Source organism: Pseudoalteromonas sp. Z9A4 (assembly GCF_011378845.1).
Taxonomy (GTDB): Bacteria; Pseudomonadota; Gammaproteobacteria; order Enterobacterales; family Alteromonadaceae; genus Pseudoalteromonas; species Pseudoalteromonas arctica.
In genome coordinates this window covers 182318-196442 of the sequence record NZ_WTLA01000002.1, presented here as the reverse complement: position 1 = coordinate 196442, position 14125 = coordinate 182318, and the positions used below count along the sequence as shown (strand labels likewise).

At 38.9% G+C, this 14125-nt stretch carries 14 protein-coding genes; 9 read left to right on the top strand and 5 right to left on the bottom strand.

Annotation, left to right across the window (positions count from 1 at the left end; translation table 11 throughout):
* The first annotated feature begins 96 nt into the window (after window positions 1-96).
* From GQR54_RS02555 to GQR54_RS02540, 4 genes are read left to right on the top strand one after another with little or no spacing between them, the layout of a single operon-like run.
* A complete protein-coding gene (locus GQR54_RS02555; protein ID WP_197192423.1) occupies window positions 97-1170 on the top strand; it encodes a CDP-glycerol glycerophosphotransferase family protein in 1074 nt (357 codons plus the stop codon).
* 9 nt (window positions 1171-1179) lie between these two features.
* A complete protein-coding gene (locus tag GQR54_RS02550) occupies window positions 1180-1878 on the top strand; it encodes an ABC transporter ATP-binding protein (protein WP_166376444.1) in 699 nt (232 codons plus the stop codon).
* The gene (locus GQR54_RS02545) at window positions 1875-3146 is read left to right on the top strand and encodes an ABC transporter permease (protein WP_166376443.1); all 1272 of its coding nucleotides are present in this window, start codon (window positions 1875-1877) and stop codon (window positions 3144-3146) included. Before GQR54_RS02550 ends, GQR54_RS02545 begins: the two co-directional genes overlap by 4 nt.
* Window positions 3147-3160: 14 nt before the next feature.
* Window positions 3161-3661: a DUF3299 domain-containing protein gene (locus GQR54_RS02540; protein WP_007581943.1), complete on the top strand. Its 501-nt coding sequence runs from the start codon at window positions 3161-3163 to the stop codon at window positions 3659-3661.
* A 359-nt stretch (window positions 3662-4020) separates the two neighbouring features.
* Here GQR54_RS02540 and mutM read toward each other — a convergent pair whose 3' ends face one another.
* Window positions 4021-4830 carry a bifunctional DNA-formamidopyrimidine glycosylase/DNA-(apurinic or apyrimidinic site) lyase gene (gene mutM, locus GQR54_RS02535; RefSeq protein ID WP_007581941.1) on the bottom strand — a complete coding sequence of 270 codons (810 nt, stop codon included), beginning with the start codon at window positions 4828-4830 and terminating at the stop codon, window positions 4021-4023.
* Window positions 4830-5345 carry a hypothetical protein gene (locus GQR54_RS02530; protein ID WP_166376442.1) on the bottom strand — a complete coding sequence of 172 codons (516 nt, stop codon included), beginning with the start codon at window positions 5343-5345 and terminating at the stop codon, window positions 4830-4832. The genes mutM and GQR54_RS02530 overlap by 1 nt, the downstream gene beginning before the upstream one ends.
* A gap of 118 nt (window positions 5346-5463) precedes the next feature.
* Here GQR54_RS02530 and GQR54_RS02525 point away from each other — a divergent pair, with 118 nt between their 5' ends.
* Window positions 5464-6390, top strand: a complete 927-nt coding sequence (locus tag GQR54_RS02525; protein ID WP_166376441.1) for a manganese-dependent inorganic pyrophosphatase — start codon at window positions 5464-5466, stop codon at window positions 6388-6390.
* Between the two features lie 201 nt (window positions 6391-6591).
* Here the strand turns inward: GQR54_RS02525 and rpmG are convergent, their stop codons facing one another.
* The 3 genes from rpmG to radC all read right to left on the bottom strand — a co-directional run bounded on the left by rpmG (window position 6592) and on the right by radC (window position 7944).
* Window positions 6592-6747: a 50S ribosomal protein L33 gene (rpmG, locus tag GQR54_RS02520; RefSeq protein ID WP_004335545.1), complete on the bottom strand. Its 156-nt coding sequence runs from the start codon at window positions 6745-6747 to the stop codon at window positions 6592-6594.
* A gap of 11 nt (window positions 6748-6758) precedes the next feature.
* Window positions 6759-6995, bottom strand: a complete 237-nt coding sequence (gene rpmB, locus GQR54_RS02515) for a 50S ribosomal protein L28 (protein ID WP_004335549.1) — start codon at window positions 6993-6995, stop codon at window positions 6759-6761.
* A 274-nt stretch (window positions 6996-7269) separates the two neighbouring features.
* The gene (gene radC, locus GQR54_RS02510; RefSeq protein WP_007581936.1) at window positions 7270-7944 is read right to left on the bottom strand and encodes a DNA repair protein RadC; all 675 of its coding nucleotides are present in this window, start codon (window positions 7942-7944) and stop codon (window positions 7270-7272) included.
* 144 nt (window positions 7945-8088) lie between these two features.
* On the opposite strand from radC, the gene coaBC reads away from it, so the two are divergent.
* The 4 genes from coaBC to GQR54_RS02490 all read left to right on the top strand — a co-directional run bounded on the left by coaBC (window position 8089) and on the right by GQR54_RS02490 (window position 14094).
* Window positions 8089-9282: a bifunctional phosphopantothenoylcysteine decarboxylase/phosphopantothenate--cysteine ligase CoaBC gene (coaBC, locus tag GQR54_RS02505; protein WP_165725159.1), complete on the top strand. Its 1194-nt coding sequence runs from the start codon at window positions 8089-8091 to the stop codon at window positions 9280-9282.
* Window positions 9283-9393: 111 nt separating this feature from the next.
* Window positions 9394-9981 carry a nucleoid occlusion factor SlmA gene (slmA, locus tag GQR54_RS02500; RefSeq protein WP_007581932.1) on the top strand — a complete coding sequence of 196 codons (588 nt, stop codon included), beginning with the start codon at window positions 9394-9396 and terminating at the stop codon, window positions 9979-9981.
* Window positions 9982-10121: 140 nt separating this feature from the next.
* Complete coding sequence (locus GQR54_RS02495; protein ID WP_166376440.1) at window positions 10122-12890, top strand: prolyl oligopeptidase family serine peptidase; 2769 nt, start codon at window positions 10122-10124, stop codon at window positions 12888-12890.
* A 187-nt stretch (window positions 12891-13077) separates the two neighbouring features.
* Entirely contained in the window at window positions 13078-14094 is a 1017-nt protein-coding gene (locus GQR54_RS02490; RefSeq protein ID WP_166376439.1) for a Fic family protein, read from the top strand.
* Window positions 14095-14125: the final 31 nt, after the last annotated feature.

The following is a 14125-nucleotide window of genomic DNA, read 5'->3' as shown; positions in this document are numbered from 1 at the left end:
AAGCTCAATCGGATGCTTAAAACAAATAAAGGCATATATTTATAAGCGAGTCGCAATGGGGTAAACTTAATGTGCCAACCAGCCTGAGGAGATAGCTTGAACTACTTAACTGCCACTAAAAATAAAAAATACTTGATGTATATCTCTCAAAATTATTCGTACGCTATCTTGAGGCCTATTCAGGCTGCAGTACTAGCTAATGGTGGCGAAGTGCGCTGGTTTTTACAAGGCACAGACGTAAACCCAAGCTTTTTACAAAGCCACGAGAAACAGCTTAATTCGATTGAAGAGATTCACGAATGGAAACCCGATGCAACGTTTGCACCGGCTAATTTAATACCCACTTTTTTCCCTGGTATCAAAGTAGGTGTGTTTCATGGCTTTGATGCAGGTAAGCTAGATAAAAAAGGGAATAACGATCACCTTAAAGCTAGGGGTTGTTTCGACCTGTATTGTACACAAGGCCCAAATACAACAATCCCATTTAAAGCCTTACAAAGAAAACTAGGCTATTTCAAGGTAACAGAAACTGGCTGGCCTCCTCTTGACCGATTATTTGATGGCATCACCGAAACGCCTTATACAAATAAATCAGACACCCGACCAACCTTATTAATCTGCTCTACATTTTCAAAGCGACTATCGCTTGCACCAAAGCTATATGAGCAAATAAAACATTTTAGTGAAACCGGGAAATGGCGAATTTTAATGCAATTTCATCCAAAAATGCCAACTGAATTGGTGAGCAAATATAAGGCATTAAGCAATCAAAATTTAACGTTTATTGAGACCGACGACGTAGTCCCTTTATTAAAATCAGCCGATGTTATGTTATGCGATACATCATCAGTACTTTTAATGTTTTTAGTCCAACGAAAACCTGTGGTCACCTTTTGTAATAATGCTCCTGAGGAACACCTACTTAATGTAACAGACCCTAATAAAGTTGAAGAAGCCTTAGAGCAGGCTTTCACGTACCCTAAAACACTTATGAAAAACATTGAAAACTATTGCCAAGAGCTTCATCCATATACTGATCGGCAGTCGAGTGAACGCGTAGTTGCTGCAACAAATGAGTTTTTATTAAGTGAAGATAAACTAAAACCTAAGCCACTTAATGTAATAAGAAACTTTAAAATGCGTAAAAAGCTTAATTATTGGAAATGGTAAAATAAAGTAATGATCAACCTAAAAAACGTAACTTTTAAGTGGCATAAAAGCGATAGCTCACTCACGCTCAACATAAAAGAGTTAGTTATCGAAAAAGGTGAGCATATTTTTTTACACGGTCCTAGTGGCTCAGGTAAATCGACATTGTTAGCGATTCTTGCTGGTATTAATACAGCCACCAGCGGTGAGGTATCAATTTTAGACCAAAACCTAACTACATTAAGCAATATTACCCGTGATGTTTTTAGAGCGGATCACATTGGCTACATTTTTCAAAACTTTAACCTGCTTCCTTATTTAACTCCTATTGAAAATATAACGCTTGGGTGTGAGTTTTCAAAAAGCCGAAAACAAAAAATATTAAAGCAATCGTTAAATAAAAACTCTGCCCTACAAAAAGAAGCGATACGGTTATTAAATGCTTTAGGCCTTACTGCGCAGTATCACCATAAAGATGTAGCGACATTGAGTATTGGACAGCAACAGCGCGTTGCTGCAGCTCGCGCATTTATAGGCAGCCCTGAATTAATAATTGCTGATGAGCCCACATCTGCACTCGATACAAATAACCGTGAAAGCTTTATAAACCTACTGTTTGAGCAGGCAAAGCTATCTAATAGTACGCTGGTATTTGTGAGCCACGATGAAACACTAAAGCCTTTATTTGACCGCTCCATTGACCTTATAAGCTTGCAGGAACAAGTATGATTCTCGCTAAACTTGCTTACAAAAGCTTATTAAACCGCCGCGCAAGTGTACTGCTTACATTATTTACTATCGCAATTAGTGTAATGCTACTTTTAAGTATTGAACGTGTACGAATTGATGCTAAAAGTAGTTTTAGTAATACTATTTCGGGCACTGATTTAATTGTTGGTGCGCGTACCGGCGACATACAGTTGCTGCTTTCGTCAGTATTTAGAATTGGCCATACTAATAACGGCGTAAGCTGGAAAAGTTATGAATACATAACAAGTCAGCGAGGCGTAAAATGGAGCATACCTATAAGCCTAGGCGACAGCCATAAAGGCCAAGCGGTACTAGGCACAACACTTGATTACTTTAGCCATTATCGCTTTGCAAAAAAACAAAATTTAACCTTTAACAAAGGCCACCCTTTTGCTGCAATTAACGAAGTGGTGCTAGGTAGTGAAGTTGCAAATAAATTAGGTTATAAACTTAACGACTCTATTGTTATATCGCACGGTATGGGTAATACCAGTTTTCATCATCATGACGATAACCCATTTAAAGTCGTTGGTATTTTAAACCCTACTGGCACGCCTGTTGATAAAACGCTGCATATTCCTTTGGCTGCAATCGATTTAATTCACGGCGGTAAAGCTAGCCTTGAGCATGAGCATGAGCATGAGCATGAGCATGAGCATGAGCATGAAGAACATAACAACCTAGTTGGGCATCCAAAACAAATTACGGCATTTTTAATGGGATTTAATTCGCCTTTATACACACTACAAATTAGGCGTAATATAAATCAATATAAGCCAGAAGCCTTGCTTGGGATTATGCCAACCGTAACACTTAAAGAGTTATGGGAAATGCTCGCCATAGTAGAAAAAATACTTTTGCTATTCTCAGCTGTTGTCGTGTTAATTAGCCTACTTGGCATGCTAACGACATTGCTCGCAAACCTGAGTCAGCGTCGTCGCGAACTTGCTATATTACGTTCGGTAGGCGCTCGCCCTTGGCATTTATTTACACTTATAAGTATTGAGTCACTACTGACCACTTTACTTGGTTGCCTAGCAGGAAGTATGCTTTACTATTTAGCTATTTTTTCAGCCTGCGGTTACTTACAAAGCCATGCCGGTATAAGCGTAAATATCACAATACTCTCTTACTATGAACTGGGCTTAATCGGCGTTATTATGGCAGCCGGTTTTATTATTGGCTTAATACCCGCTACTCGCGCTTATTTTTATTCACTCAGCGATGGTATGAGTATAAAAGCATAATTTTTAGGGATTTTATGACATTTTTTAAAACAGCTTTTCAGTACATTGCTGCTATTGGCTTATTATTTATAAGCGTAGCGAGTTATGCTAATCCACCAAAAGAAATTTTTTGGGAAGACTTAATCCCTAAAAACCATGTGCAAATAGACACGCAAGCACAAGCTAACCACGAAGGTAGCGATCAAAACTGGGTACAACCCGATTTGGATGCTCCAGTAGTAAAAGCGCTTGATGGTCAATCGGTGAGTTTGCCTGGTTTCGTTGTGCCGCTTGAGGGCGATAGCGAAGTAATTACCGAGTTTTTACTCGTTCCTTATTTTGGCGCCTGTATACATGTACCGCCGCCTCCACCAAATCAAATAGTCCATGTAACGATTAAAGGTGGCGTGCCAATAGATAGCCTATACGACGCAATTGTTGTAACTGGAATAATAAGTACTGAAACATGGTCGGGCGAAATAGCGCAGGTAGGATATAAAATGAAAGCGGTCGGTGTAGCACCGTTCGAGCTTTAAAATAAAGGACCAGCTTTTAAAGCTGGCCCTTAAATATCATTAAATTTAGAATCGATAAAATTTAAATAACTGAATATTCAAATAACTAGGGCGTGTTGATCTTTGTGGATTGAAATTTGTTCAATCTAGGGGCGATTTAATCGCGGCGCGAGGTTTGTAACCTAGCGGGCTAAGTAAAAATCGAGCAACAAAGAGTTAATCGCCCCTAGAAAGAACCCAAAGGGCAGCGCATGTTTGGCATTTATGCTGTGTTATCGCCAATTTATGGGGAATAACCACATTACATAGGCTCTGCCTTGCCTAAATACCAAACAGTCTGCTGCAAAATCAATCACGAAAGGTCAACACGCCCTGGATAACTACTTTTGGCAATTTGAGCAAAAAATAGTACTACGCTGCCCCAATCTAATTTCTTCCAATTCGTTTTCGCACGTCATACATGGCTTGCCTTTGCGCCCATATACCAATAACTCTTGAGCAAAATACCCAGGCTTACCATCACTTTGTGCAAAGTCTTTAAGCGTTGTACCACCTTGCATAATAGCTGCAGCAAGCGTGTCTTTTATAATAGGGATAAGTGCTTGATAACGTTTGAGCGATACTTTTCCCGCTTCTCGCTTTGGATGTATACCCGCTTTAAATAACGATTCATTCGCGTAAATATTACCAACACCAACCACCACTGCGTTATCCATAATAAATTGCTTTACGGGTACTTTTTTATTGCGCGACTGTTCGTACACGCGTTTAGCAAAAAAGTCATCGGTAAGCGGCTCAGGACCAAGCTTAGAGAGTAGCTTATGCACTTCACCTGGCTCTTGCCATAAGCAGCAACCAAAGCGACGAGGATCGTTTAAGCGCAGTGCTTTACCGTTGCCAAAAATAAACTCTACATGGTCATGCTTTTTAAGCGGCTCACTTTTATCTACAACACGTAAATTACCTGACATACCCAAATGTAAAATAGTGCTCCCAAGCTCACAGTGTAAAAGTAAGTATTTAGCTCGTCGTTCAATACTAGTAACAATTAGCCCTTCAAGTTGATACACGTCATCTGGCACAGGCCAGCGCATACTGGCATTGTAAATATTTACCTTTGTGACAACTTGGTTTTGTACGTGGGGAGTGATGCCCATTCGGCTCACTTCTACCTCTGGTAATTCAGGCATTAATTAGACTCACTTTGTGAAAAATCAAAACTAGGAAATAACTGCTGTGCAGTTTTTAAATCGAGTGCGAGTATTCGTTGGCTACTCTTTTCGAGTAAGTAATATTGCCCATCGCCTTTATAAAGCAAATAAACCCAAGGTAAACTCTCACCAGCCAACTCAAATGTAGCAACATATAAAGGCGCATTATGATTAAAAACAACAGATTCGTTAACGCCCATTAACTGTGCGCTTTGCCATTGGTTAATTAAATCACTAAGTTGCTGCTCAGATGCTTGCCACACAAGCGGTATGTCTTTTTGTAGTGGGGTTGTACGCCAGCTTGTTCCTATTCGCTCAATTTTTTGATCAACAAATTGCAGTGTCAGTACAAAACTTTGCTGGGGGAGTACGGCTTGTAATGTTGGTTTATCCTCCCCTCCCAAAAGTTGCTTATGCCAGCCATTTAAGAAGAAGATCATAATCAACATCGAAAATATTATAACGTTGTTCCAACCTTTACGGCCCAGTCGCATATTAATACACCTAGTAAATTCAAGATTTTAAAGTGTAACTAAAACTTAATTGCGCTGTCTATATGTTAAAGGCCGCAGACTTTGTTAGAATATCGGCAAATTTAAAGGAGTTCCGTCAATGTCTATGTATGTAGTGGGCCATAAAATCCCAGATTCAGATTCTATTTGTGGTGCAATTGCACTGGCTTATTTAAAAAACCAAATCGATGAGCCTGCAATTCCAACTCGTCTTGGTGAAATTTCACCTGAAACTCAATTTATCCTTGATAAATTTGGCTTCGAAGCACCAGAGCTTAAATTAAGCTACGCGGGTGAAGATGTGTATATTGTAGATCACACAGAAAAAACACAAGCACCCGATGATATCGACCAAGCTCGCGTTGTTGGCGTGGTAGATCACCACAAATTAGGTGACTTAACATCATCTACTCCGCTTGAATGTTGGATTCGTCCTGTTGGTTGTTCAAACACCATTATTAAAATGATGTACGACTTCTACAGCGTAGAAATCCCTAAAGACATCGCGGGCATTATGATGTGTGCAATTTTAAGCGACACAGTCATATTTAAATCACCAACATGTACCACTGCCGATATTAAATGTGTTGAAGCGCTAGCTGAAATTGCAGGCGTAGAAGACTTTAAAGAACTTGGTATGGATATGTTCCGCGTTAAATCTGCGGTAGAAAACACACCAGCACGTGATTTAGTAATGCGTGACTTTAAAGATTTCAACATGAACGGTAACCTAGTAGGCATTGGCCAACTAGAAGTAATCGACCTTGCTGTTTTTGACGATATTAAAGCAGACCTTGCAGCCGATATTGCTAAGCTAAAAGTTGAGGGTAATCGCCACTCTGTATTTTTACTGCTTACCGATATAATGAAAGAAGGCTCAGAAATGCTAATTGTATCTGACGATGCAAACTTAGTTGAACAGGCTTACGGTGTAAAACCAGAGAATGATAAAGTATGGTTAGATGGTGTACTGAGCCGTAAAAAGCAAGTAGTACCACCACTACAAGATGCATTCACAAAAATCTAATGATACCAATTTTATTAAAAACATGATTATTTTATCGCATTAAATAGCTCACTAATTTAATGCTATTGGTATAACGTTTTTTTATTTAAAAGCCTTGTTGGTTATGCCAACGAGGTTTTTTTTATATCAATTCACTAATCATATTTTAAAAAACAAAAAACCCAGCCTAAGCTGGGTTTTTAAATTCTAAAAGAACTAAAATTACTTAATTTTAGCTTCTTTAAAAAGAACATGTTTACGAATCTTTGGATCAAACTTTTTGATTTCCATCTTCTCAGGCATGTTACGTTTGTTTTTGTCAGTAGTGTAGAAAAAACCAGTACCGGCAGTTGAAACTAAACGGATTTTATCGCGCATGATTCAGATCCTTAAACTTTAACGCCGCGAGCACGGATTTCTGTAAGAACCGTGTCGATGCCTTTTTTATCGATAATACGCATACCTTTAGTAGTAGTGCGTAATGTTACAAAACGTTTTTCACTTTCAACCCAAAAACGGTGTGTTTGTAGGTTAGGTAGGAAACGACGTCTAGTCGCGTTTCTCGCGTGTGAACGGTGATTACCAACCGCAGGACGCTTACCTGTAACTTGACATACTTTAGACATGTCTATATATCTCCAATAACTTCGCTCGAGCTTAATTTAATCTAAGGCCGTGTATTTCCGCCCTAGAGATAAATCGAAGGGCGCTCTTTATACAGCTTTTACAGGCAAAGATCAAACACTGATCTATCCAATCAGCTCATATATGTAAATTTGATAGCGGCTAATTATAAAGATCGAATGCCCTTAGGGAAAGTAAAAACTGCATTTAAATTAAACTAATTTGCCAAAACACGTTAAACAGCTCATTTTTAACACACTTCTGTATCTAACAAAGCTAAATCAGGCCTCGCTCGGCAAACGAAACACACGTTTCTCCACCAACAATGATGTGATCGAGCACACTTATGTCGACCAATTGCAGTGCTTGCTGCAATTTATTAGTAATAAGTTTGTCTGCTTGGCTCGGTTCTGCAATACCACTTGGATGATTATGCGCAAAAATAACAGCGGCTGCATTATTTTTAAGGGCAGCCTTTACCACTTCACGCGGATAAACGCTGGCAGAATTAATTGTGCCATAAAAAAGTATTTCATCTTTTACTAATCTATTTTGGCTATCCAGATATAACACCATAAATACTTCTTGTTGCAAACCTCGCATTTGAATTGTTAGGTAATCGTAAACTGAGTTTGGCGAATTAAACACGGCGTCTCGTTGGCAACGCTCCTGCATATAACGTTGGCTTAGCTCTAACACAGCTTGTAGCTGAACATACTTAGCGGTCCCTAACCCCTTTTGAGAGCAAAACTCCTCAATGCTGGCATTAAACAAATTATGAAGTGTTTTATTCTCGTTTAATAAATGCTGAGCCAACTCAATTACATTCATTCCCGGTAACCCTGTTCGTAAAAATATGGCAAGAAGCTCTGCGTCAGTCAGCGCCTTAGCTCCCTTTGCTATGAGCTTTTCACGAGGTCGAAGTGAGTTTGGTAGTGAAGTAAGTTGCATTATTCATCCTTGAGAGGCGAAAGTGTCTTATAAATGTAATGCAAATTTGAAATTTAGCCTGTTATTTCGAATTAAAAAACTTCGCTGTATGGGTAAAGATTTGTTATTTTAAGCCCAATATTTAATAAAAGCTGATGAACATCCATGACTAACTTAACAAACAAAAAAATTGTACTAGGTATTACCGGCGGTATTGCAGCTTATAAATGTGCAGAACTCGTTAGGCGATTAAAAGACTCTGGTTGTGAAGTAAAAGTAGTTATGACTGAATCAGCTAAACACTTTATTACACCACTGACCATGCAAGCCGTTAGTGGGGAAACAGTCTCTGACTCATTACTAGACCCTTCCGCTGAAGCTTCAATGGGGCATATTGAATTTGCAAAATGGGCTGACTTAATTTTAGTTGCTCCAGCGACGTGTAATATTATTGCTAAAATGGCAGCCGGCATTGCTGACGACCTACTAACGACGTTACTGCTAGCAACGCCTGCAAAAGTCGCAGTTGCACCAGCCATGAACCAGCAAATGTATGCACACGCAGCAACACAAGCTAATTTAGCCACATTAAAAGCACGTAACGTACTTATTTGGGGCCCGGGTAAAGGTGAGCAAGCGTGTGGTGATATAGGCGCTGGACGCATGTTAGAGCCTCATGAGCTAGTTGCGCTATGTATAGCAAAAGAGCAACCGCAATTACTTGCAGGAAAAACAATTACAATAACAGCAGGCCCAACGCGTGAGCCTCTCGACCCGGTACGTTTTATATCAAATCACAGCTCTGGAAAAATGGGCTATGCACTGGCAGAAGCCGCGTTGCAACTCGGTGCTAAGGTTAATTTAATTTCGGGTCCGGTCACTATAAAAGCCCCTACTGGCGTAAACCTTATCAATATAGAAAGCGCTGAGGAGCTATTAACTGAGTCACTTACCTATGCACCACAATCAGATGCTTTTATAGGTTGCGCTGCTGTTGCGGATTATCGAGCTGCAAACATTGCGACTCAAAAAATGAAAAAGCAAGGCGACGAACTCACTCTTACTTTAACTAAAAACCCTGACGTAATTGCAGCTATTGCCAATCTTAAACAAAATCGTCCTTATACTGTGGGGTTTGCCGCCGAAACTCAAAATGTAGAAAGCTATGCTAAAGGTAAACTAAAGAATAAAAATCTAGATATGATTTGCGCTAATGACGTATCAAAAAGTGGCTTAGGGTTTAATTCCGATCATAATGCTTTAACACTGTACTGGCATAACGAACAACTAGAATTACCAACTACAAGTAAAATAGAAATAGCTCGCAAGGTGATCGAACAGCTGGCTAAACATCTATAAAAAGGCTGGAAACAAACTGAATAAAACATTAACATACGCCAATCATTTGAACAAAAAATGACTAGGGTTCTTAACTGCGCCACTAAGAATAACTAATAAAAAGGAATGTTCATGCCTGCGACAAAAAGAAGTAATCGCAAAGAGCAAATACTGCAAGCACTCGCACAAATGTTAGAAACTAATTTAGGACAACGTATCACCACAGCAAAACTAGCTGCTGAGGTGGGTGTGTCTGAAGCCGCGCTATACCGTCATTTTCCGAGCAAAGCGCGTATGTTTGAGGGCCTAATTGAGTTTATTGAAGATACCCTTTTATCTCGTATAAATATTATTATTGAAAACGAAAAAGAAAGCCAAACGCGCATTTATAACATTCTATTATTACTTCTAACCTTTGCTGAAAAAAACCCAGGCATTACTCGTATTTTAACTGGCGACGCATTACAAGGTGAGCAGGAACGTTTACGCGAGCGGGTACAAAGTCTGTTTGAAAAACTAGAAACTCAGTTTAAACAAGTACTTCGTGAGCGTAAATTACGTGAAGGTAAAAACTTCCAAAGTGATGAGCTTACACTTGCAAACTTTTTACTTGCCTACGTTGAAGGCAAAATGAATCAGTTTGTACGTAGTGACTTTAAAGCAAAGCCAAGTGTTCAATTTGAAAAACAATGGCTTGAGCTACAAAAAATTTGGCTGTAATTACTGCTCAATTAATAAATTAAATACCAAAAAACGACCTGCGGGTCGTTTTGTCGTATGTAGCTGCCATTTAACTGATCCGCTCGAATTATGAACCAAACTCGTTACAATGAAACAATGTCATAATACGAGAATCAATAATGAAAACAAAACTCACCTTATTAAGCACTGCACTCGTTGCCAGCTTAACTAGCACCGGCATACACGCCAAAGAATCGCTACAATTTAAAGACGTTTTTAGTTTTAAATCAGCTAAAAGCACGCAACTATCTGACAATGGTCAAGTACTCACTTTTAGTGCAACGCCGTATCGTGGAAATGCAACTGGCCAAGTTTACTCACTACAAAGCAATACTCTCATCGCAGAAGTAGAGCGCGGCACTAAGCCTCATATTAATAAAGCCGCTAACTGGGTCGCTTTTACACAAGTACCTACCTTACTTGAAAAAGAAACAACCAAAAAAAAAGACACACTTAAAAACAATCTGGTACTCTTAAACACACAATCAGGTGCCCAACAAAGCTTTGCTGATGTAAAAGATTACACGTTATCTGATGACGGTATGTGGCTTGTTTATCGTTTGAATAAAAAAGACGATGACGCAAAAGTAGAAGATAAAACCGATAGCACTAAAAACGAAGAAGACAACGCTATCACGCCCGATAAAAAAGATAAGAGCTATGCGCTTGTTATCGTAAATTTATCTGATAAACGCACCCATACAATAGAAAACGTATTTAGCTATGCTATTAACTCAGCCAACAGCCAGCTATTAGTGAGTCAAAGTTACAGCGATGGTAATAACAACCAAATAGCGTTAATTGAGCTAAGTGACTTTAATAGCAGCGTATTAATTGATGAACCAGGCGTAATCGCAAATAAAATAGCGTGGCACCCAACTGACAATATTGCAGCATTTACATTAGGTAATTATGTAAATGATGACACGCGCCGTCGAAGCTACACTTTACAGCTATATAAAAACGATAAACTTTCAACAATAGCCTCACCTGATAAAACCTGGGTTTTAGGTAAAACAGCATCCCTTAAATGGTCAGAAAATGGCGAGCGCTTATATTTTGAAAACCATCCAAAATTAGCAGCTAAAGTAAAAGCCAAAGAATATACCGACGAAGCCTCATTGTACGACTTTGATACCATACGTGAACATAAAGGTTTAGATGTATGGCACAACAACGATGCGCAAATAAAACCGCGTGAAGAACAGCAATGGAACGAAGTTAATAAAAACCGCCATTACAGCGCGGTATATCACGTTAACTCGCAAAAAGTTGCGCAACTTAGTACACCAAACATGCCTGAGGTTGCACTAAACCCTGAGCGAGATGTGTCTTTACTTGGCTCATCTAACATTCCCTACCTAGAAAAAATAATGTACGGCGGTTTTTTTGCTGATTACTTTGCAGTAAATATAAACACCGGTAAACAAACTCCCATTATTAGTAACTACCCGTTTAAACCGAACCTTGCACCTAATGGAGAGTTTGCGGCTTACTTTAGCGATAGCCAAATACAGTTAAAAGATTTAAAAAATAATAAAGTAACACCGCTTACAAAAGCGATTCAGGCAACCTTTGCTGATGATAAACACGACTACCCATCTACTCAACCTGGTTATGGTTTTGCTGGTTGGATGGCCGATAGCAGCCAAGTGCTTGCTTATAGTAAATACGATATTTGGGCATTTGACGTAAAAACGCAGCAAGCTAAACGCCTAACTAATGGTAAGCAAAGCAATACGCAGTACCGTGTTATTAAGCTTGATAAAACCCAAGTGGGCTTTAAAAAAGGCGATACATTACTTGTCTCTGCTATTAACTTACAAACTAAACAAAGCGAAGTTGCAAAGCTCGACTTAACCACTAACACACTAACTAACGTGCTTAGCGGTAATAAACGCTTTGATATGGTTAAAAAAGCCAAAAAGGCTGACAAGTATTTATTTACCTCGCAAACTTATAGCCAATTTCCTGATTACTACCAAACAGATTTTAGCTTTAGCGCACCAAAACAAGTAACCACGCTAAACCCACAAATTAGTAATTTTGCCTGGGGCGAAAAGCCAGAACTAATAAGTTATAAAGGCTTTGATGGCGAAGACTTACAAGGCGTATTAATAAAGCCTGCGGGTTATAAAAAAGGCGATAAAGTGCCTATGGTTGTGTATTTTTATCGTTACATGAGTCAGCGCATGTTTGATTTTCCTAAAATGGAATTAAACCATCGCCCTAACTTCCCTATGTTTACCTCAAACGGTTATGCGGTGTTTTTACCTGATATTCGTTTTGAAATAGGTCACCCGGGTAAATCGTCAACGCAAACCATGATAAACGCCACCCAAAAATTAATAGATTTAGGCATAGCCGACCCAGATAAAATAGGCTTACAAGGTCACTCTTGGGCGGGTTATCAAAGTGCATTTATGGTAACCCAAACAGATATGTTTAAAGCGGTTGTATCTGGCGCTCCAGTATCAAACATGACAAGTGCTTACAGTGGCATACGTTTAAAATCGGGCCTTACTCGTCAATTTCAATACGAAACAGGGCAAAGCCGTATTGGCAAAAACTTATTTGAAGCACCAGAGCTTTACATAGAAAACTCACCAGTATTTTTTGCAGACAAAGTTAATACGCCTATCTTAATAATGTCTGGCGACAAAGATGATGCAGTGCCTTGGCATGAGAGCGTGCAGTACTACTTAGCCCTACGCCGTGCAGGAAAAGACGCTATATTTTTACAATATGAAGGTGAACCACACCACTTGAAAAAGTTTCCTAATCAGGTCGATTTTTCAGTGCGTATGATGCAGTACTTTGATCATTACTTAAAAGGGAAACCTGCTGCTAAGTGGATGACACAAGGCGAAGCATTTATAGAAGAGTGAAAACAGATTTTCACCCTAACAAATTAATTGGTTATCATTTGCCGCCTTTAAGTACTGCTTATTCAAGCCCTTTTTATAAAGAGGGCTTTATCTTTTGCTAATAATTTAAATTGTAACAATAACGCTGACTTTTGAATGAGATCAGCGTATCTTATAGACAGAATTAAAGCTTAAAATGTATTATTTCATGAGTCAATTTCAACCTCCCTTCACGATCACAACAAAAACTATTCATTATATTTCTGATATTGCCGAAGCCCTTGGTAAGTTGTCTGCTTTTTATAGTAAACACAACATAAATCAAGATCGCGAGAACATTATTAAAAACCAGATTCAAAGCATTCTCGCTGTTGAAAACAGTGATTTAACAAGCCGAAAAATAGATACACTACACCATAATGATAACTTCTTATCGGCTGAAATTGATCGAGAGAAAAACGATATTATTAACACGTATAACCAATTAGATAATTGGGATACAAATCTCTGTAATGACCTTTTGAGTGGACATAAAACTCTCATGCTATCGCGAGGGCGTGGTGCAGGTAATTACCGTTCTAGCAATGTCGACGATAACGGCAAAAAATTGCAAATGGCTCCACAAGCGTTGCATATTCCACAAATGATGGAAGAGCTATTTAATTGGCTTGCTAGTTCAGACCAACACCCACTTATAAAAAGTTCAGTGTTTCATTATGAACTTAAATTTATACATCCTTTTGTTGATGGTAATAGCCGTATTGGGTGCATTTGGCACACTCAAATATTAAAACAATGGAATCCATTATTTGCTCTAATACCTATAGAAAGCGTTGTCGCGATAAGTGAAGAGCAGTACCATACAGCAATAGGTAACAGTACAGAAACAGGTGACTCCTGCGCATTCATAGAATACATGCTCGAAAATATTTTACGTATGCTTTTAGCATTTAGTGATTCATTATCAGACAAAGAGGCAACCCCCCAAGAAAAACACCTCACACACAAACCCCAAGAAACCCCACAAGTTAAAGCCTTGTTAAATGTACTATACCAAGTGGAAGGTTCTTTAAATCGAAAACAATTACAGGCAAAATTGAATTTAAAAGATAGAAAGCATTTTAGAGAGCGCTATCTTAAACCAGCTATAGATGCAGCGCTAATTGAAATGACAATACCTGAGAAGCCAAATAGTAAATTGCAAAAATACAGGCTGGTTGAGTAAAAGAGCATTCAAGTATTGCGGTTATAAATTT